Consider the following 19,127-nt stretch of genomic DNA (forward strand, 5'->3'; position numbering starts at 1 on the left):
ACGGGTGAGCGTTCATGTCTGACATGCCCCGCAAGGCGGTCTCGCGGACCGCCCGCCTCGCCGCGCTGCCGCTGAGCTTCGCCGGGCGGGCCACCCTCGGTCTCGGGAAGCGCCTGGGCGGGCGGCCCGCCGACGTGGTCGCCGCCGAGCTGCAGCAGCAGACGGCCGAGCAGCTGTTCTCCACCCTCGGGCGGTTGAAGGGCGGTGCGATGAAGTTCGGTCAGGCGATGTCCGTCTTCGAGTCCGCCCTCCCGGAGGAGGTCGCGGGCCCCTACCGGGCCGCCCTGACGAAGCTTCAGGACAGCGCCCCGGCGATGCCGACCAGGACCGTGCACAGCGTGCTGGCCGAGCAGCTGGGCCCCGACTGGCGCGAGCTGTTCCAGGAGTTCGAGGACGTCCCGGCCGCCGCCGCCTCGATCGGCCAGGTGCACCGGGCCGTCTGGCGGGACGGCCGGGTGGTGGCCGTGAAGATCCAGTACCCGGGTGCGGGCGACGCCCTGCTCTCCGACCTCTCCCAGCTGGCCCTCCTCGCGAAGGTGCTCGGGCCGCTGATCCCGGGGATGGACGTCAAGCCGCTGATCGCCGAGCTGCGCGAGCGCGTCTCGGAGGAGCTGGACTACGAGCTGGAGGCCGAGGCCCAGCGCGTGCACGCCGAGGAGTTCGCGGGGGACGCGGACATCGCGGTGCCCGGCGTCGTCTCGCAGACCGGCACGGTACTGGTCACCGAGTGGATGGACGGCACCCCGCTCTCCCAGGTGATCACCGCCGGCAGCCAGGCCGAGCGGGACCGGGCCGGGCAGCTGCTCTCCCGCTTCCTGTTCGCCGGGCCGAGCCGGACCGGCCTGCTGCACGCCGACCCGCACCCGGGCAACTTCCGGCTGCTGAAGACCGACGGCCCGGTGGCGACCTGGCGCCTGGGCGTGCTGGACTTCGGCACCGTCGACCGGCTGCCGGGCGGTCTGCCGACCCCGATCGGGGCCTCGCTGCGCCTCGCCCTGGCGGGCGACGCGCACGAGGTCTACCGGACGCTCCGTCAGGAGGGCTTCGTCCGCCCGACCATCACCCTGGACCCGGACGCCGTGCTCGCCTACCTGCGGCCGATCATCGAGCCGACCACGGTCGAGCAGTTCACCTTCTCCCGGGAGTGGATGCGCTCCCAGGCGGCCCGGATCGCCGACCCGCGCTCCCCCGCGTACGAGCTCGGCAAGCAGCTCAACCTGCCGCCCTCCTACCTGCTGATCCACCGCGTCACGCTCAGCACCATCGGGGTGCTCTGCCAGCTCGGCGCGACGGTACGGCTGCACGAGGAACTCACCGCCTGGCTCCCCGGGTTCGCCGAGGACTGAGCCCCGCGGAGTCCGTCCGCCCCCGACGGACAACCCCGTGGTGTCCGGTGAAAGCCGTGTGAAAGGATCGCGGGCGCGGTCCACCGGAGCGGAGACCACTGGGTCCGGGACCGCCTTCAGTCCTTCGACGGGGCACCCGTCTTCTCCGCCCATGGGGGGCATCATCAAGACTCGAACCGGCGCACTGGGCGCCGCCGTACTGCTGGGCGCGATAGCGCTGCCGGCGGTCGGACCACTGGGCGCGGGCGCGGCCCCGGCCAACCTCTATGTGAACAACGGCAGCGGCGCGCACTGCTCGGACAGCGGCAGCGGTCTGCAGGAGCAGCCGTTCTGCACCGTCTCGGCGGCCGCGAAGGTCGTGCTGCCCGGCCAGATCGTGCACATCGCCAAGGGGACGTACCCGGAGCAGGTGAACATCACCCGGTCCGGTACGGCCCAGGCGCCCATCACCTTCCGGACCGACCTCGGCTCGTGGGAGCGCCCGACCGATGCCGGCGCGACGATCGGCAGCAGCGACCCCGGCGGGACGAACTACGCGCTGAACATCACCGGCGCGCAGCACGTCCGCTTCACGAACCTCAACCTCGCTGCCCTGGGCGAGGCCGCACACATCGAGAACTCCGTCGACGTCAGCCTGGTCAGCGGGACGATCCACGGCGCCCCCCAGGCAGCCTTCCGGGTCACCGGCAAGTCCGACCGGGTCACGGTCGCGAAGTTCGACCTCTGGTACTCCCAGGGCGGCATCCTGGTCGACGGCGGCTCCACGAACACCGTGCTGACCACCAACCAGGTCGGTGGCGGGACGCCCACCATCACGGTGACCGACGCACCCGGCACGGTCGTGGTCGCCAACTCGATCTACGACGGGTGCCGGACCGGCCTCGCACTGACCGGCGCGTCCTCCGGTGCGACGATCGAGAACAACGTCCTCTCGGGGAGCATCAACGCCGGTCCGGACAGCGGATGTCCGAGCGGCACCCCGCGCGTGAAGGTCGACGCCACCTCCGCCACCGGGACCAAGAGCGACTACAACGTCGTCAACACGCTCTACGGTGGCACGGCCTACGACTGGGCCGGCACGCCCTACGACGATCTCGCGGCCTTCCGTACGGGCGCCAAGCAGGGCGCCAACGACTCTTTCGGCGACCCGGGCATCAACTGGCAGGGCGACCGGCACGCCGCCCCGCTGCCGGCCGTCGACTCGGCGGACGAGAACGCCCCCGGCATGCTCCCCACCGACCTGTGGGGCAACAGCTCCAAGGACGACCCGCTCACCCCGAACACCGGGACGGGATCCGGCATCCGGGACCGCGGCGCCACCGAGCTGCAGGACGTCGGCAGCCTCTACACCCCGACCGGGCCGACCCGCATCCTGGACACCCGCTCGGCCGTCGGGGTGAGCACCACGACCCCGCTGTCCGCCTGGCTCGACCTCCAGGTGACCGGCAGGAACGGCATCCCGGCCGGAATCACCGCCGTGACCCTGAACGTCACGGTGACCGCCCCGGCCAGCTACGGCTACCTCCAGGTCTACCCGACCGGGACGGGCTCCTCGGGCTCCAACCTGAACTGGTCGGCCGGGGAGACCATCGCCAACGCCGTCACCGTGCCGGTCAGCCCGGACGGCAAGGTGACCTTCTGGCACCACGGCAACGGCGGTGTGCACGTGATCGCCGACATCGCGGGCTACTACGGCCCGAGCGGCAGCGTCTACCACGCCATGAACCCGAACCGGATCCTGGACACCCGTAACGGCACCGGCGGCACGGCCGGCGCGGTGCGGGCCGGCGGCACGGTGGACCTCAAGGTGGCGGGCACCAAGGGCGTGCCGGCCACCGGCGTGGAGGCGGCCGTCCTGAACGTCACGGTCACCGCCCCGACCAACAGCGGTTACCTGTCGGTCTACCCGCACGGCCAGACCCGGCCGACCGTCTCCAGCCTGAACTGGACGCCGGGCAGGACCATCGCCAACCTGGTCACCGTCCCGGTGGCGGCGGACGGCAGCGTGACGCTGTACGCCGGTGGCACCCCCGGCACCGTCCAGGTGGTCGCCGACGTCGAGGGCTACTACGACGCCAACGGCCACGACATCTTCCGCACGGTCAACCCCGAGCGGCTGATGGACACCCGTCAGGTCACGTACGACTTCTGCGGCGGCCAGCCCCGTAAGGCCGCGCAGATCCCGGCGGGCGGCACGCTCGACCTCTCGTTCTGCTACGGCGGCATCTCCAGCGCCACGCTCAACGTGACGGTCACCAATCCGGGCAGCGGTGGCTTCCTGACGGTGTACCCGCACGGGCAGGACCGCCCGCTGGCCTCCAACCTGAACTGGTCGGCCGGCGAGACCATCCCCAACCAGGTCATCGCCCAGGTGAAGGACGGCAAGGTGTCGTTCTACAACGGCGGTTGGGCCCCGATCGACCTGGTCGTCGACATGTTCGGCTACCAGGGCCTCTGACCCACTGGACGGTGGGCCGGGCTCCACCGCCCGGCCCACCTCGGACGCCGAAGGCCGCTCCCCGAGCTGGGGAGCGGCCTTCGGCGTCTGCTGGGTCAGAGGGCTGCGAGTATGTCAGCTCCGCGGGTGCGGGCTGCTCACATCACGGCCAGGGCGAGCGCCTTGCGGGCCCGCAGCGAGGCGCGCTCGGCGCGCCGCACCAGGCGGGCCGCACGGGCGACGCGGACGCCTTGTCGTTCGTGCTCAGCCTCTTGGAGGCGTTCTTGCATATGGGCACGGGCCAGGTTTTCGTGCATGAGATGCATCTCGAGGGTCCTGTTCTGGATCTGAAGTTCGGTGGCCTGAGCGGCGTGGCGGGCGGCGGTGTCGGCGACGGGGTTCATGTGGTGGTCCTGCTGGTACGAGCTGGGGAACGGACGGGAGGTTGCCGCGTCCGCCTTGGCGGCGGCGAGGCGGATCGATCGGCGCAGGGCGCTGTCCAGCGGGGGCTGCTCTCCCCTGCGGACGGCCACTGCGGAGGCTGCGGGGCTCACGCCGCGACCTCGGTCTTGCGCGGACGGCCACGCGGACGCTTCCGGGCGACGACGACGCCCTGGACGAAGAGCTCGCCGCCCCAGACGCCCCACGGCTCACGCCGCTCCAGCGCACCGGCGAGGCAGGCCTCCTTGACCGGGCAGGTGCCGCACAGCGACTTGGCGTACTCGACGTCCGCCGGGGTCTCGGCGAAGAAGACCTCGGGGTCGAAGGCGCGGCAGGGGATGGGGAGACCGAGCGCCTCGGCGTCGTCGATCGCGGTGAGCTGCATAAGGGATACCTCCGGAGGGTCGGCCTGGTCGGCCTTGGTGATGTCTGTCGGTACGGACGGGAGTGGCGGTGTGATGACCGTTGGCACTGGTGTTCCTCGTCTTTTCTCTGTGGTTCCGGATCGGCTGGCTGGTGGGGCCGATCCGGAGGCCCCGAAGGGCCAGGGGGTCTGACGTACCGGACAAAACAGAAGGGCCGCGGATCCCGGTGTACGGGTTCCACGGCCCTGGAGGCTCGACCTGAGGCTGACTCAGGTTCGTTCTCTCCAGGGTTGAGGCCCGCGGAAGGCCCGCATCCGGACGGCCATGGCGCCCATCGGGGCGGCCGAGGCCGGGTTGATCTGCTGCTGCTCGTCCTGCTGCTGGGTGTTATCGGCCCCGATGACCTGGGCATAGACGCCATGCTTGGCCGCCGCTACCACTGCCTTCGGTGCCGGGATTCCTCGCTCGCTGCGCAGCTCGCGGCTGCCGCCAAACTCGGCCCAGTCAATGGACAGACCCGTCTCGGCGAAGGTTGCTCCAGTGTGGCCAAGACCACTGACAACGATGGAGACACCGGTGGCGTCGAGACCCAGACCATTGCCGGCGAGCTGGACCGCACCGCGCGAGAGCACGGAGGCGGAAGCGGCAAAGCCGGCGGTGCCGAACTGCGCCGAGGCGCACGAGGGCATGACGAAAACGGTCTGGCCAGTCAGTTTGGTGATCTTCTTCGTGGTTTCCACTGTCTTCGCCTCCTCTCGGCGTCTCGCGGTGCCCAGTCCCCCGGGCCCCGATGTTCGGATGTCTGTCAGGTCGTGCAGGTACAGCAGATACAAAAGTTGGCGCGCAGGAGCGACCCTGTGCAGCTCGCGATCTCGTTCCCTTGACCGCTCCGGCAGGCTATTGCGCGCTGCGGGCGGGGCGCAAACTATTTTTCCAGGGGCCCCTCCCGGCCGAAGGCTGGGGGAGAGTTTTCGCGAGCCGGAGCGGAGCGCTCGGCGAAGATCATCGAGCGGCCTCAGGCCGGCTCGTCGAACTCCCCCGGAACGTCCACGGGGGTGTCGTCGGCGAACGGCGACACGTCCGCGACCTCATCGGCCGGGTCGGTCGTTTCGTCCACCGGTGGCTCCCCCGCACACAACGAGAGCACGGCGGCCCCGTATTTGTCCAGCTTCATCGCCCCCACACCTGGAATGAGGGCCAGTTCACGCGGCGTCTTCGGGGTGTCCTCGGCGATCGCCATCAGCGTCGCGTCGGTGAAGACCACGTACGCCGGCACGCCCTGCTCCCGGGCCTGGGCCATCCGCCAGCCGCGCAGCTGGTCGTACAGCGCCTCGTCCATCGAGGAGGGGCAGCTCTCGCAGCGGCGCAGCTTGCGCTCCACCGCCTCGGTCAGCGTGCGGTCGCAGACCCGGCACTTGACCGGCCCGCGCACCTTGCGGCCCGCCGAGCGCTCGGCGCCCAGCTCGACACCGCCGCGGCCACCCCGGGTGCGCGGCCCGGAGGCGCCGGAGCCGGGGCGCAGCCCGTCCAGGAAGCGCGTGGGCTTGCGGCTCGCGCGCCCGCCCGGGGAGCGCGAGAGCGCCCAGGAGAGCGAGAGGTGCACCCGTGCGCGGGTGACACCCACGTAGAGCAGCCGGCGCTCCTCCTCGATCTGCTCGTCCGTCTTGGCGTAGATGATCGGCAGCGTGCCCTCGGTCAGACCGACCAGGAAGACGGCGTCCCACTCCAGGCCCTTGGCGGCGTGCAGCGAGGCCAGCGTGACGCCCTCCACGGCGGGCGCGTGCTGGGCGGCGGCGCGGGCGTCCAGCTCGGCCACGTAGGCCGCCAGGTCGGCGGCCAGGCCGGCCTGGCGCCGGGCCGCCTCGAACTCCTCGGCCAGGCGCACCAGCGCCGCCAGCGACTCCCAGCGCTCGCGCACGGTGCCCGAGCCGGCCGGGGGCTCCGGGGTGAAGCCCCGGCTGGCGAGCACGGCCCTGGTCTGGCCCGCGAGGTCGGGCGCGTCCACCAGCAGCGGGTCCGCCCCCGCGCGGGCGGCGCCGCGCAGCAGCATCACGGCGTCCCGCACCTCGGGGCGCTCGAAGAACCGCTCGGCACCCTTGAGCTGGTAGGAGATCCCGAGGTCGGCCAGCGCCTGCTCGTAGACCTCGGACTGGCCGTTGGTGCGGAACAGCACCGCGATCTCGCTGGCCCGCACGCCCTGGGCCAGCAGGTCCTTGATCCGGCGGGCGGTGGACTCCGCCTCGGTCGGCTCGTCGGCGTACTCGACGTACACCGGCTCGGGGCCGGCCTCGCGCTGGGAGACCAGCTCCAGGCGGTGCTGGGCGGCCTGGCCGCTCGCCTTGGCCAGCAGGCCGTTGGCCAGGTGCACCACCTGCGGGGTGGAGCGGTAGTCGCGCACCAGCTTGACCAGGGTGGCCTCGGGGTGGCGGGTGCGGAAGTTCAGCAGGTAGTCCGGAGTGGCGCCGGTGAAGGAGTAGATCGTCTGGCTCGCGTCGCCGACCACGCACAGGCTGGCGCCGCCCGCCGTCCACTGCTCGAGCAGGCGCTGCTGGAGCGGGGAGACGTCCTGGTACTCGTCCACCGTGAGGTGGCGGTACTGGGCCCGGACCCGCTCCGCGATCTCCGGGCGGTCCTCCAGGATCGCGGCGGTGAGCAGCAGCACGTCCTCGAAGTCGATCACGCCGCGGTCGCGCTTGGTCTGCTCGTAGGTCGCGTAGACCCGGGCGATCTCGGCCGGGTCGCGCGGGGCCTCACGGCCGGTCTTGAGCACGGCGGCCGGGTAGTCGTCGGGCACGATCTGGGTGACCTTGGCCCACTCGATCTCACTGGTCAGGTCGCGCAGTTCGGTGCGCTGGACGCGCAGGCCGCTGCGCCCGGCCGCCTCGGCGACCAGCTGCACCTTGCGCTCGAGCAGCCGCGGCACCTCGCCGCCGATCGCGCGCGGCCAGAAGTACTGGAGCTGGCGCAGCGCGGCGGAGTGGAAGGTCCGGGCCTGCACGCCCTCCGCGCCGAGCTGGCGCAGCCGCCCGCGCATCTCCCCCGCCGCACGGGCGGTGAAGGTGACGGCGAGCACCTGCGCGGGCTGGTAGACGCCGCTGCGCACCCCGTAGGCGATCCGATGGGTGATGGCCCGGGTCTTGCCCGTCCCGGCGCCCGCGAGGACGCAGACGGGCCCCTGCAGGGCGGTGGCGACGGCCCGCTGCTCCGGGTCCAACCCCGCGAGCACGGCGTCGGCACTCGAGGCACCCCCGTACGGCGAGGTCTCGTACGCGTTGGGGCCGAACCCGGCCAGAAGCTCTTCCTGCATGCCGACCATCCTCTCAGCCCCTGGGGACACCCCGGCCGTCCGAGGATCGTGCCAGGCTCGGCGGTCACGTGCCGGGATTTGTCCACAGGCCGGGTGCGATCATCGGATCTACAACCCGGCGAGCGGCGCGGAATGCTACGCGCACGCCGGGCGTTCTTCCCTTCCGACCGTACGCCCCCTCCCGAAGGAGCCTCCGCGATGTCCGGCACCGTGACGATGTACAGCACCACCTGGTGCGGCTACTGCAACCGCCTCAAGAGCCAGATGGACCGCGAGGGCATCGCCTACGACGTGATCAACATCGAGGAGGACCCGGCCTCGGCCTCCTTCGTGGAGTCGGTCAACAACGGCAACCAGGTCGTCCCGACCGTCATCGTCAAGCCGGTCGGCGGCGGCGAGCAGGTCGTCATGACCAACCCGAGCCTGCGCCAGGTTCAGGCCGCCCTGGCGGGCTGACAGGCAGCTGAGTCAGGCCGCCCTGGCGGGCTGACGGACAGCTGAGTCAGGCCGCCCTGGCGGGCTGACGCCTCCTCAGGCGGGCGGCCCCGCAGGCCCCATCGGCCGCCCGCCGAGCTCCCCCAGCCCGTAGACCAGCCGGCAGCGGTCCGCCGAGTAGCGGGTCTCGATCACCCGCACCGGCCCCCGGCGGTCGTAGGTCACCCGGGTCTGGACCAGCAGCGGCACCCCGGGGCCGCCCTGGAACCACGCGGCCTCCTCCGGGCCCGGCATCCGCGAGACCAGGTGGTCGATCCCGCCGATCTCGGTGCGGCCCAGGCCGGCCAGCACCTCCTCGTCCCCGCCCGGCACCTCGTCCGGCTCCATCAGCGGGGTGCCCGCGGCCAGCCCGGCCCGGTAGTGGCTCTCCTCGATCGAGTAGGGCTCACGGTCCATCAGCCGGAGCTGACGCCGCACCACCACGGCCTCGCCGGGCCGCAGTCCGAGCCGCTCGGCGATGTCCTCCCGGGCCCGGACGATCAGCATCTCGAAGTCCGCCGTCAACTGACGGCCCGCCGCGGTCGCCTCTTTCGTGTAGATCTCGCTCGGCCCGGCCAGGCAGTCCCGCTGCCCCGGCACCAGCGCGGGCCCGTACGCCCGGTGGTCCAGCATCGGGTGCTCCTTGAGGTACGTGCCCTTGCCCTGGAGGCGGACCAGCCGCCCCTCGTTGACCAGCACGTCCACCGCCAGGCGGACCGTGTTCCGGGCCACGCCGTAGTGCTGCTCCAGCTCGGTCTCCACCGGGAGCGCGGCGTTGCCGCGCCATTCTCCGGCCGCGATGCGGCGGCGCAGATCGGCGGCCAGCCGCTGGTACTTGGGGGATTGGGCACTGCCCCGAGGGATTGTCACGCGAGGAATGTAGCGATTCGGCTTGCGCCATTTCAGCCAAACCCGCCAATATTGGCCGGGATTGGGGATTCCGAGGCCGATCCTACCCAACTCTGCCCCGGCTCAGCCCGCCAGTCAGGACACGCAGGACATTCCCATCGGCACTCCCCGGGGGCGGAACCATGCCCGAATCCACCGCCGCGCGCCAGACCGGCGCCCGGCAACCCGAGAAGCACCGCACCGCCCCCTCGGGGGCCGAGCACCGGCCCGGCCGGGCGCTGGACGCCGCCGAGCACGGCGCGTGGTCGGCGTCGGCCTCCTTCCCGCCACGCCCGGCCAACGTGGGCCGGGCCAGGCGGCTGACCAGGACGGCGCTGGCCGCCTGGGGCTCCACGGCCCTGGCGGACGCCGCCGAGCTGCTGGTGTCCGAGCTGGTCACCAACGCCCTGCGGTACGGCCAGGGGGCCATCTCGGTCACCCTGGCACTGACCGACAGCGCCCTGCAGATCTCCGTCGCGGACTTCGGCCGGAGCCTCCCGCAGCCCCGCGAGGCCACCGAGGAGGACTCCTCCGGCCGGGGTCTGGCGATCGTCTCCGCGCTCTGCGCCCGGTGGACGGTCACCACCCGGCTGACCGGCAAGACGGTGAGCTGCTGGCTGGACACCATGCCGGACCAGGCGGCCTGCTAGCCCGGGAAAGCCATTCCCGGCGAATCGGCGAGGTGAATAGCACAAGGTGAATGACAAGGGGGCGTGCGGGTAATTCCCGCACGCCCCCTTGCCATTCCGCACTCCGGCTTCTGCGCCGGTTCCGCGCCTTTACCAGCGCGCCGAGGAAGGCAGCGGCTCCCCGTACCAGAGTTCGACCAGGTGACGGGCGATCGAAATTCCCGAGGGCGGCACGATCTCCCCGGCCGCCATTCCCGCCCGGAGCTCCTCGCGGGAGATCCAGCGCGCCTCGGCCAGCTCCTCGCCGTCCACCGCGATCGTGCTGCCGGCCGGGTCGGCCTTGCCCACGAAGCCCAGCATCAGGCTGGCCGGGAAGGGCCACGGCTGGCTCGCCACGTAGCTGACCTCTGCGACCCGGACCCCGGCCTCCTCCAGGACCTCCCGGGCCACGGCCTGCTCCAGCGACTCGCCGGGCTCGACGAACCCGGCCAGGGTGGACCAGCGGCCCTCCGGCCAGAGCGCCTGGCGGCCGAGCAGGCAGCGGTCCTGCTCGTCGGTGATCAACATGATCACCGCCGGATCGGTCCGGGGGTAGTGCTCGGCGGCGCAGGAGGTGCAGCGGCGCACGTGCCCGGCCCCGGCCTTCTCGGTCGGGTGCCCGCAGCGGGAGCAGAAGCTGTGCCGGCGGTGCCAGTGCTCCAGCGCCACGGCGTGCACCAGCAGGCCCGCGTCCCGGTCGGAGAGCGAGGCCCCGACCTCGCGCAGCCCGGCCGGGCGGGCGTCGCCGTCCAGCCGGCCCGGAAGGCTGTCGCCCGCCAGCGCGAAGTACGAGGTGCCGCTCTCGTCCGTGCCGAGGAAGTAGCGGTCACCGGTCTGCGGCGCCTCGAAGGAGGGCAGCAGCACCAGCTCGCTGCCCTTCTCGGTGTCGACCACGAAGGCCTCGCCCTCCGAGATCGGCAGCACCTGGGTGCTCGGGTGGCTCCAGGCCGCCGCCAGCCACGGCTCGTCGAAGCGGTGCTGGGCGGCCCGGTCCACCCCGGCCCGGGCGAGGGCGAGGTGGGCCACGCCCTGGGGTGCGGCGGTGTCAGGCGCGGTGCTCAACTCGGTCCATCCCCGTTCAGGTAGGTGTCAGCAGCGGCAGGGGTCGTCACGCCCGGGGCCAGCTCTCGGCCAGCTCGCCCCACAGGTACGCGGCGGTCTCCACGCCCTTGGCGAGGAGGTCCAGCTCGATCTTCTCGTTCACCGAGTGCCAGCCGTCCGAGGGCACCGAGATGCCCAGGAAGAGCACCGGCGCGCCCAGCACGTCCTGCAGGTCGGCAGCCGGGCCCGAGCCGCCCTCGCGGGTGAACAGCACCTCCTGCTGGAAGGCCCGGCCCATCGCCCGGACGGTGGACTGCAGCGCCGGGTGGTCCAGCGGGGTCAGGCAGGGGCGGGTCGCGCCGGGGAAGACCAGCTCGTACCGGATGCCCTCGGGCACCTGGGCGGCCACCCACGCGCGGACGGCCTCGCGGACCTTCTCCGGCTCCTGGCCGGCGACCAGCCGGAAGGAGAGCTTGAGGTGCGCCTCCGCCGGCACGATGGTCTTGCCGCCGGGGCCGGTGTACCCGCCCCAGATGCCGTTGACCTCGGCCGTCGGACGGGCCCAGATCCGCTCCAGGGTGGTGTACCCCGCCTCGCCCTCGGTGGCGTACGACTTGGCGACCCTGAGCCACTGCGCCTCGTCGAAGGGCAGCGCGGCGAACAGCTCGCGCTCGCGCTCGGTCAGCTCGACGATGCCCTCGTAGAAGCCCGGGATGTCGACCTTGCGGTCGGCGTCGTGCAGCGCGGCGGCCAGCTCGGCCGCGACGGTGGCGGGGTTGGGCACCGCGCCGCCGAAGGAGCCGGAGTGGATGTCGGTGTCCGGGCCGAAGAAGTCGATCTGGGCGTCCATCAGGCCGCGCATGCCGGTGCAGACGGTGGGCGTGGTCTCGGACCACATGCCGGTGTCCGAGATGATCACCACGTCCGCGGCCAGCCGCTCGGCCTCGCGGCGCACCAGGGCGGCGAAGTTCGGCGAGCCGGACTCCTCCTCGCCCTCGATCAGCAGCTTGAGGTTGACCGCCGGGGCGGTGCGGCCGGTGGCGGCCAGGTGGGCCCGGACACCCAGGGTGTGGAAGAAGACCTGGCCCTTGTCGTCGGCGGCGCCGCGGGCGAAGAGCTGCTTGCCGATCACGGTGGGCTCGAACGGGTCGGTCGCCCAGCCGTCCGCCTGCGCGGCGGGCTGCACGTCGTGGTGCCCGTAGACCAGCACCGTCGGCGCCCCGGCCTCGCCCGAGGGCCACTCGGCGAAGACGGCCGGCAGGCCGTCCGTCTCCCACACCTCAGCGACCGGGAAGCCGGTCTCCGTCAGCTTCGCGGCCAGCCACTCGGCGGAGCGGCGGACGTCCGCGGCCGCCCCCGGGTCGGCCGAGACGGAGGGGATGCGCAGCCAGTCGGCCAGGTCGGCGAGGAAGGCGGGCTGGTGCTGGTCGATGAAGGAGCGGACGGCGCTGTCCGGGGTTTTCGTCATACGGACGACTTTAGACCGTCCGGTGACGGGGCCCTCAGCCCCGCCACCGGACGTCCCGCCTACCCCTCGCGCCGCGCCAGGCTCAGCCGGGAGCGGGTGAGCAGGGTGGCCAGCAGCACCGCGACCGCGGGCAGGGCGAGCAGGGTGACAGCCATGGTCAGCCAGGGGAAGGCGATCACCACGTGGTCGGCTCCCGGAACGCTCGAGGTGGCGGAGGCCGCGAGCGCCTCGACCTTGCGCAGCGCCACGGCGGGCACCACCCCGCAGACGGTGCCGAGTACCGCGCCCATCGCGGCGATCACCCCGCATTGGAAGCCCGAGAGCCTGCGGCGGATGCCGCCGGTCGCGCCGACCGCCGCCAGGGTGGCCAGGTCTCGCTGGGAGTCGGCCGCCGCGAGACCGGTGGCGATCCCGGCCGCGCCGAGCGCGACCAGCGCCGCGAACACGGTCAGCCCGAGCGACATCAGCCCCTGGATCGACTGGTAGCCCCGCTCGACGTCCAGCTGGCTCTCCGAGTCGAGCTTGCCGACCGCCGAGCTCGCCCGCTGCTCGGCCCCGCTGCTGGGCGCGGCCGGGGGCAGCCAGACCGAACCCGAGTCGTGGACGGCCAGCCCGAGCCGCTGCGCGGTGTCCCGGCTCAGCAGCACCGGCGCGGCCTGCACCTGGGCGGTGGTGACCACCGCGTCCACCGTGATCTCGTGGGTCTGCGGCTCCCGCTGCTCCGTCACCGAGCCGTCGGCGCCGACGGTCGGCGTGCTGTGCTGGTAGGGCTCGTTCAGCCGCAGGGTCAGCTTGCCGCCCTGCAGGTAGCGGGAGTCGAAGACCACCGCCTTGCCCGCCGCGAGCGCGGCCTCGGCCGCCCTGTCCTGCGCGCCGAAGAGGTTGCGCAGCGCCGCCGCGTCCCCGACCGGCACCGAGCCGTACCGGCTGAGGTAGGAGGGCTGGCTGGTGCACCGCGGGTCATGCCTCAACCGCTCGAAGTCCGCCTGGCTGACCCCCCGGTCGTAGGCCGGGCAGCGCTGGTCCTTGGGCAGCACCGCCTCGACGTAGCCGCAGTTGTCGCCCTGCTTGCAGTTCGCCGGGTAGACGGCCGAGGCGATGTCGGCCCTGGTGCCCAGGCCCGGTACGGCCCGCTCCACGGCCTCGCGCTGCTGGGCGGCGGTGGTCAGGGCGTCCGAGCGGTACCCGAAGACGAGGCCGACGGCGCCGCTGGGCATCCGCGCGTCGTAGTGCTCGCGGCTCTGCTGGTCGTTGCTGGTGGTGTAGATGCCGACGGCGACCGAGCCGGCGACGGCGGCCATCACGGCCGCCACGGCCGGGGCGGTACGGCCCCGGTGGCGGACGGCGTCGCGCAGCGCGAGCCGGGGGCTGAGCGGCAGCCAGCGGCCGAGCCGCCCGAACAGGCCGACCAGGATCGGGGTGAGCGCGACCATGCCCAGCTCGGCGATCATCGAGCCGCCCAGCACCGGTGTGCTGCGGCTGCCGCCCATGGCCTGCCCGCCGAGGGCGAGCGCGGCGCCGCCGATCAGCATCACCAGGCCGAGCAGGGCCAGCTTGCGGTTGGCGGGCTTGATCGCGCCGCGGCCGTTCAGCGCCTCCACCACGTCCTGCCGGGCCGCCTGCACGGCCGGCACGACGGCGGCCAGCAGGCCGGTGACCAGGCCGATCGCCGCGATGCCGAGCAGGTCCACCGGCTGCAGGTCGAAGTGGCCGAACCGGCTGCCCGCCCGGGTCTCCGCCCACGGGCGCAGTACGGCCACCATGCCGATCGCCAGCACCACGCCGACCACCGCACCGGCCAGCCCGAGCACCACCCCGCCGCCGAGCACCACGGCCCGGACCTGCCCGCGGTCGCCGCCGGCGGCGGCGAGCAGGCCGAGCTGGCGGCGCGAGCGCCGCGCGCCGACCGCGAAGGCCGGGCCCGCGAGCAGCACGATCTCCAGCAGGGCCATCCCGGCCACCGTCACGGTGATCACCAGGAGCGGGTTCTCCAGGGTGTCGGTCGAGATGTGCTGCTGCTGGAAGTACGGCACCTCGGAGCGCGGCGGCGGGTCGAGCAGCACGCTGCGCGAGCTCGCGGTGATGCCGTACTTGTTGAGTTCGAGCACCTTCGGCCAGTCCAGCACCGCCCCGGCGGGCAGCTTCGCCAGCCAGGTCTCCATGCGCTGCTCGGCCGCCTTGCCGGCCTCCAGCGGGGCGACCAGCGCACCGGGGCGGGCCACCAGGGTGTCCTCGCCCAGCGAGCCCGGATCCTCGACCACGCCGGTGATGGTGAACGGCTGCAGACCGCGCGGGGAGGTGGTGTCGCCCACGCGCAGCCCGGACTGGTCCAGGAAATGCCGGGAGACGGCGACCTCCCGCGCGCTGGCCGGGGCCCGGCCCCCGACCAGGTCGAGCTTGCCGTGCCAGACCGGATCGGTGAGGTCCGCCTCGGCGGCGCCCACCCTGAGCTGGCCCTCCTTGGTGGTCGTGATCGCACTGCTCGTGCTCACCGGGACCAGCGTGGTGCCGGCGGGCAGCAGCTCCTTGACCAGCATGGCCGGGTCGGTGGCCAGGCTGCGCTTCTGCTCGGGCGTCAGCTGCTTGCCGGCCTCGGGGCCGTCGCCGGTGCGGCCGTCGTTGAAGTCGGGGGCCTGCGCCGCGGTGTACCCCCGGTCGAAGACCGAGACCAGGGCGTCGGCGCGGCCCATCACCCGCGCGGCCTTCTCGCCCGGGTCGAGCTGCGCGCTGCGGTACATGATGTCGGCGCCGGTGACGCCGAGCACGGGCAGGGCGATCATGGCGAGCACCAGGGCGCTGCGGCCCTTGGCCCGCAGGGCGTCCCGGCGGGCGATCCGCAGCGCGACGCGCCAGCTGCTGAGGCTCACTTACGCCACCGGCCCGTCGAGGCTGTTGGTGGCGGCGCTCACCAGCAGGCTGGCGGCGTCCTGGCTCACGCTCTGGTCGACCATCCGGCCGTCCCGCAGGAAGACCACCCGGTCCGCCCAGGCGGCGTGCCGGGCCTCGTGGGTGACCATCATCGCGGCCGCCCCCGCGTCGCAGCGGGCCCGCAGCACGGCCAGCACGGCCTCACCGGTCGCCGAGTCCAGCGCGCCGGTCGGCTCGTCGGCCAGCACCAGCCGCCGCTGACCGATCAGCGCACGGGCGATCGCCACCCGCTGCTGCTGACCGCCGGACATCTCGTCCGGGAAGCGGTCCGCCAGCTCCTCGATCCCCAGCTCGACCAGCGCCGCCAGGGCCTCCCGCCGGGCCGCCCGGGTCGACGTCCCGTCCAGCTCACGCGGCAGCGCGATGTTCTCCGCCGCCGTCAACGCCGGTATCAGGTTGTAGTCCTGGAACACGTACCCCACGCTGCGCCGCCGCACCCGGGCCAGCTCCTTGCGCGACAGCTCGCCCAGCACCGTCCCCTCCACCAGCACCTGACCGCCCGACGGCGTGTCCAGCCCGCCCGCCAGCGTCAGCAGGGTCGACTTCCCCGACCCCGAAGGGCCCATCACCGCCACGAACTCACCCGGCCGCACCGCCAGGTCCACCCCTCTGAGGGCATGCACCTCGGTGGTGCCCTGGCCGTGGACGCGGGTCACGCCACGGAGCTCGAGTACGGGCTGCTGAGAGGTGGTCAACGTCTCCCCCTGGTGGTGCTGGGTCGGATAAGAGTCTTAGAGGCGGGCTCGGCGCCGGGGCTTGGCGGGCTCCGCGGGGGCCTCGGCCGGGGCGGGCAGGGCGGCGCGCTGGACCAGCCGGCTCTCGCAGTGGTCCAGCCAGCGGATCTCCGCCTCGGTCTGGAAGATCAGCTGCTCGAGCACGAGCAGCCAGGCGAGGTCGGCCTGGCTGCCGGTGTCGCCGACCAGCGCCTGGCCCTTGAGCCGGGTGTAGTCCTGGAGGGCCTTCATGCTGTGCTTGCGCTGGCCCTGCACAACGGCAGTCACGTCCACGCCGGGCACCGTCACGGCCATCGCGAGCTTGATCGCCAGCTCGTCCCGGGGCGGGTTGGTCCGCGGCACCGGGGTGTCGAACCAGGAGCGCAGTTCCGTGCGTCCTGCTTCGGTGACGGCGTAGTAGAGGTGGCCCTCCTCGTCCTCCCCGTGCGGGGCGACGAGACCGTCACGTTCCAGGCGGCTGAGGGTGGTGTAGACCTGGCCGACGTTCAGGGGCCAGGTGGCCCCGGTACGGGCCTCGAACTCGGTGCGCAGCTGGTAGCCGTAGCGCGGGCCCTGGTCGAGGAGGGCGAGCAGACCGTGACGGATGGACATACCAAGTATGTATACCCGGTATGCGCCGAAGGCTCAAGCCTCGCAGCCCGGCGGACCGGGTACGGTCGTCCGGTGACCCAGCTGCGCATCGCGACCTTCAACCTGCTGCACGGTCAGCCCCTGGCCGAGGACGGCACCCCGCTGCCCTTCCCGCTCGATCCCGGCGAGCCGCTGGGCGAGGCGATCGCGGCGCTGGACGCGGACGTGCTCGCGCTCCAGGAGGTCGACCGCCACCAGGAGCGCTCCGGACTGGCCGACCAGACGGCCGTGGCAGCCAAGGCGATGGGCGCGGCCGACTGGCGGTTCGCCGCCGCGCTGCACGGCCGCCCGGCCCCGCTGGCCGGCTGGGTGACCGACCCGGCGCACCCCGGGCTCACCGTCTACGGGCCGGCCGAGCTCGACACCGCCACCGAGCTGCCCTCGTACGGCACGGCGCTGCTCACCCGGCTGCCGGTGCGGCACTGGCGGGCCCGGCGGTTCGCCCCGGCGCCGTTCGGCCTGCCGCTGCGGGTCGCGGGCAAGCGCGGGCTGACCCCCGTACCGGACGAGCCGCGCGCCGCGCTGGCCGCCGTCCTCGAAGGGGAGCACGGGCCGTTCACCGTGGTCGCGACCCACCTGTCCTTCGTGCCGGGCTGGAACATGGCCCAGCTCGCCGCGATCCGCCGCTGGATTGCGGACCTGCCGCAGCCGCACCTGGTCCTCGGCGACTTCAACCTGATCGGCGCCGTGCCGCGGACCGTCCTCGGCGGGGCCTCCGCCCGCGACCGCGTCCGCACCGCCCGGGCCGCCCGCCGGGCCCGCCTCGCCCAGCCCGGCCCCCGCCGCCGCACCACCCGCGAGCCCCGCCCCCGCCTGCACGGCTGGTACGACCTCGCCAAGACCCCGACCTACCCCTCCCACCGCCCCGCGGTCCAGTTCGACCACGTCCTGGCGATGGGCCTCCCCCGCACCGCGGTCGGCCCGACCGGGGCTCCCCGGGCGACGGTCTCCGACCACAGGCCCTTGGTCGTGGAGGTCGACCTCTAGTTGCACTGCCCAGGGGCGCGAGGAACGGCGCGACCAGCCCGCTACGAGGGTGCACGGTTGCGCGCGCCGTTCCTCGCGCCCCTGCTGTGGTTGCCCTGAGGTATCCGGCTAACCGGTCGCCAGCACCTGCTCGTTCAGCTGGTGCGGCACCGCGTGGACCGGCTCGTACTGCAGCAGCAGCATCGCCGCGTCGTCCCCCAGCCGCCGCCCCACGTGCCGTACGACGTCCTCGTGGAGACGGCCCAGCACGTCCACCGGCCCGCCCACCGCGCAGTGCGGGAACCGCTCCGCCAGCGGGTAGAAGACGCCCCGGTGGTCCCGGGCCTCGATCACGCCGTCGGTGTAGAGCAGGATGCGGTCCCCCGCCCGGACGGCCAGCCGCTGGACCGGCGGCCGGACCTCGCAGGGGTCGAGCACGCCCAGCGGCGGCACCGTCTCGGGCAGCTCCAGGGCCCGGACCGGCTCGCCCTCGCGCAGCAGCAGCGGCGCCGGGTGCCCGCAGTTGACGATCTCGGCCGAGCCGTCGGGGCCGACCCCGATCAGCACCAGGGTGACGAACTCCTCCTCCACCCCGGGGTGGTCGTTCTCGTGCAGCGCCCGGTCGAGGCTGACGGCCAGCCAGCCGGCCACCCGCGCCAGCTCGGGCTCCTGGTGCGCGGCCTCGCGGAACGCGCCGAGCACGGCGGCCGCCGTCTCCACGGCGTTCAGCCCCTTGCCCCGCACGTCGCCGACCACGGCCCGCACCCCATGCCGGGTGTTGACCACCTCGTAGAGGTCGCCCCCGATCGAGGCGTGCTCGGCCGCCGCCGCGTAGTGCACGGCCGCCCGTACGCTGCCGACCCGGTCGGGCACCCGGCGCAGCAGCACCCGCCGGGCGATCTCGGCCACCACCTGCGCGTCCGCCAGCGCCCGCTCCTGACGCAGCCGCAGGGTGACGCTCACCCAGCCGATGCCGGCGACCAGTGCTATCGCGAAGACGGTGGCGCTGTGCACCGACTCGTCGAGCACCTCGTTGTTCCAGGCCATCAGGAAGGCGGCGAGCTCGGTGTACAGCCCGATCAGCAGCGGGTACCAGGCCCGGCGGCTGACCACGGCGGCCAGCGCGGGCACGGCGGTGAGCGCGGGCTCGACCGTCACCTCGACATTGGTGAACCAGTCGAGACCGACAACGAGCAGCATGCCGACGTACGGCAGCGCGAGGGCCGTCCTCGGCCACGTGCCGGGCACACCACCGGGCCCGGCCCACGGGAGCAGGCCCCCGAGGCGCGTTCTGATCCATCCGGTCGCACTCAACTTCGGTCTCTCCAGCGGAAGGTGGCCGGTGCCAGGGGACACCTGCGGTGATGACTGAGGGTTAGGGCCCACGGGCCTCGCTGGTGGCCGGAGTACGGGGGATGACCGGTTACCGACCCC

The 19,127-nt window shown here is 73.1% G+C and carries 16 protein-coding genes; 5 read left to right on the forward strand and 11 right to left on the reverse strand.

Going from position 1 to position 19,127, the window contains the following annotated elements; genetic code table 11:
- Positions 1 to 14 precede the first annotated feature (14 nt).
- Both ABT095_RS02225 and ABT095_RS02230 read left to right on the forward strand, forming a co-directional pair.
- Positions 15 to 1,346 carry an ABC1 kinase family protein gene (locus tag ABT095_RS02225; protein WP_350527337.1) on the forward strand — a complete coding sequence of 444 codons (1,332 nt, stop codon included), beginning with the start codon at positions 15 to 17 and terminating at the stop codon, positions 1,344 to 1,346.
- Positions 1,347 to 1,497: 151 nt separating this feature from the next.
- Positions 1,498 to 3,804 carry a right-handed parallel beta-helix repeat-containing protein gene (locus ABT095_RS02230; RefSeq protein ID WP_350527338.1) on the forward strand — a complete coding sequence of 769 codons (2,307 nt, stop codon included), beginning with the start codon at positions 1,498 to 1,500 and terminating at the stop codon, positions 3,802 to 3,804.
- A gap of 137 nt (positions 3,805 to 3,941) precedes the next feature.
- Here the strand turns inward: ABT095_RS02230 and ABT095_RS02235 are convergent, their stop codons facing one another.
- The 4 genes from ABT095_RS02235 to ABT095_RS02250 form a co-directional block, all read right to left on the reverse strand.
- A complete protein-coding gene (locus ABT095_RS02235) occupies positions 3,942 to 4,262 on the reverse strand; it encodes a putative WhiB-interacting protein (protein ID WP_502884810.1) in 321 nt (106 codons plus the stop codon).
- Positions 4,263 to 4,333: 71 nt separating this feature from the next.
- Positions 4,334 to 4,696, reverse strand: coding sequence for a WhiB family transcriptional regulator (locus ABT095_RS02240; protein ID WP_502884793.1), 363 nt, complete (start codon positions 4,694 to 4,696; stop codon positions 4,334 to 4,336).
- 162 nt (positions 4,697 to 4,858) lie between these two features.
- On the reverse strand, positions 4,859 to 5,329 hold the full coding sequence (locus tag ABT095_RS02245; protein ID WP_350527340.1) for a hypothetical protein: 471 nt from the start codon (positions 5,327 to 5,329) through the stop codon (positions 4,859 to 4,861).
- A gap of 275 nt (positions 5,330 to 5,604) precedes the next feature.
- A complete protein-coding gene (locus ABT095_RS02250; RefSeq protein WP_350527341.1) occupies positions 5,605 to 7,905 on the reverse strand; it encodes an ATP-dependent DNA helicase UvrD2 in 2,301 nt (766 codons plus the stop codon).
- 189 nt (positions 7,906 to 8,094) lie between these two features.
- Between ABT095_RS02250 and ABT095_RS02255 the strand changes: the two genes are divergently transcribed.
- Complete coding sequence (locus ABT095_RS02255) at positions 8,095 to 8,352, forward strand: mycoredoxin (protein WP_350527342.1); 258 nt, start codon at positions 8,095 to 8,097, stop codon at positions 8,350 to 8,352.
- A gap of 75 nt (positions 8,353 to 8,427) precedes the next feature.
- Here the strand turns inward: ABT095_RS02255 and ABT095_RS02260 are convergent, their stop codons facing one another.
- Positions 8,428 to 9,240, reverse strand: a complete 813-nt coding sequence (locus ABT095_RS02260; RefSeq protein ID WP_350527343.1) for a GntR family transcriptional regulator — start codon at positions 9,238 to 9,240, stop codon at positions 8,428 to 8,430.
- 161 nt (positions 9,241 to 9,401) lie between these two features.
- Between ABT095_RS02260 and ABT095_RS02265 the strand changes: the two genes are divergently transcribed.
- Positions 9,402 to 9,908, forward strand: coding sequence for an ATP-binding protein (locus tag ABT095_RS02265; protein WP_350527344.1), 507 nt, complete (start codon positions 9,402 to 9,404; stop codon positions 9,906 to 9,908).
- A 129-nt stretch (positions 9,909 to 10,037) separates the two neighbouring features.
- On the opposite strand, the gene nudC is transcribed toward ABT095_RS02265, so the two are convergent.
- Genes nudC through ABT095_RS02290 form a run of 5 tightly spaced genes read right to left on the reverse strand, consistent with a single transcriptional unit; the run spans position 10,038 to position 16,688 of the window.
- Complete coding sequence (gene nudC, locus ABT095_RS02270; protein WP_350527345.1) at positions 10,038 to 10,988, reverse strand: NAD(+) diphosphatase; 951 nt, start codon at positions 10,986 to 10,988, stop codon at positions 10,038 to 10,040.
- A 46-nt stretch (positions 10,989 to 11,034) separates the two neighbouring features.
- Positions 11,035 to 12,435, reverse strand: a complete 1,401-nt coding sequence (locus ABT095_RS02275) for a dipeptidase (protein ID WP_350527346.1) — start codon at positions 12,433 to 12,435, stop codon at positions 11,035 to 11,037.
- Positions 12,436 to 12,494: 59 nt separating this feature from the next.
- Positions 12,495 to 15,302 carry an FtsX-like permease family protein gene (locus ABT095_RS02280; RefSeq protein ID WP_350527347.1) on the reverse strand — a complete coding sequence of 936 codons (2,808 nt, stop codon included), beginning with the start codon at positions 15,300 to 15,302 and terminating at the stop codon, positions 12,495 to 12,497.
- Entirely contained in the window at positions 15,303 to 16,058 is a 756-nt protein-coding gene (locus ABT095_RS02285) for an ABC transporter ATP-binding protein (RefSeq protein WP_350527348.1), read from the reverse strand.
- 36 nt (positions 16,059 to 16,094) lie between these two features.
- Positions 16,095 to 16,688 (reverse strand): PadR family transcriptional regulator, encoded by a 594-nt coding sequence (locus tag ABT095_RS02290; RefSeq protein WP_350527349.1) that lies wholly within the window; start codon positions 16,686 to 16,688, stop codon positions 16,095 to 16,097.
- 72 nt (positions 16,689 to 16,760) lie between these two features.
- Here ABT095_RS02290 and ABT095_RS02295 point away from each other — a divergent pair, with 72 nt between their 5' ends.
- Positions 16,761 to 17,714, forward strand: a complete 954-nt coding sequence (locus ABT095_RS02295; protein WP_350527350.1) for an endonuclease/exonuclease/phosphatase family protein — start codon at positions 16,761 to 16,763, stop codon at positions 17,712 to 17,714.
- A gap of 108 nt (positions 17,715 to 17,822) precedes the next feature.
- Here the strand turns inward: ABT095_RS02295 and ABT095_RS02300 are convergent, their stop codons facing one another.
- On the reverse strand, positions 17,823 to 18,941 hold the full coding sequence (locus ABT095_RS02300) for a PP2C family protein-serine/threonine phosphatase (protein WP_350527351.1): 1,119 nt from the start codon (positions 18,939 to 18,941) through the stop codon (positions 17,823 to 17,825).
- Between the last annotated feature and the right edge of the window lie 186 nt (positions 18,942 to 19,127).

This window comes from Kitasatospora sp. NPDC002227, from assembly GCF_040296285.1.
Lineage (GTDB): Bacteria > Actinomycetota > Actinomycetes > Streptomycetales > Streptomycetaceae > Kitasatospora.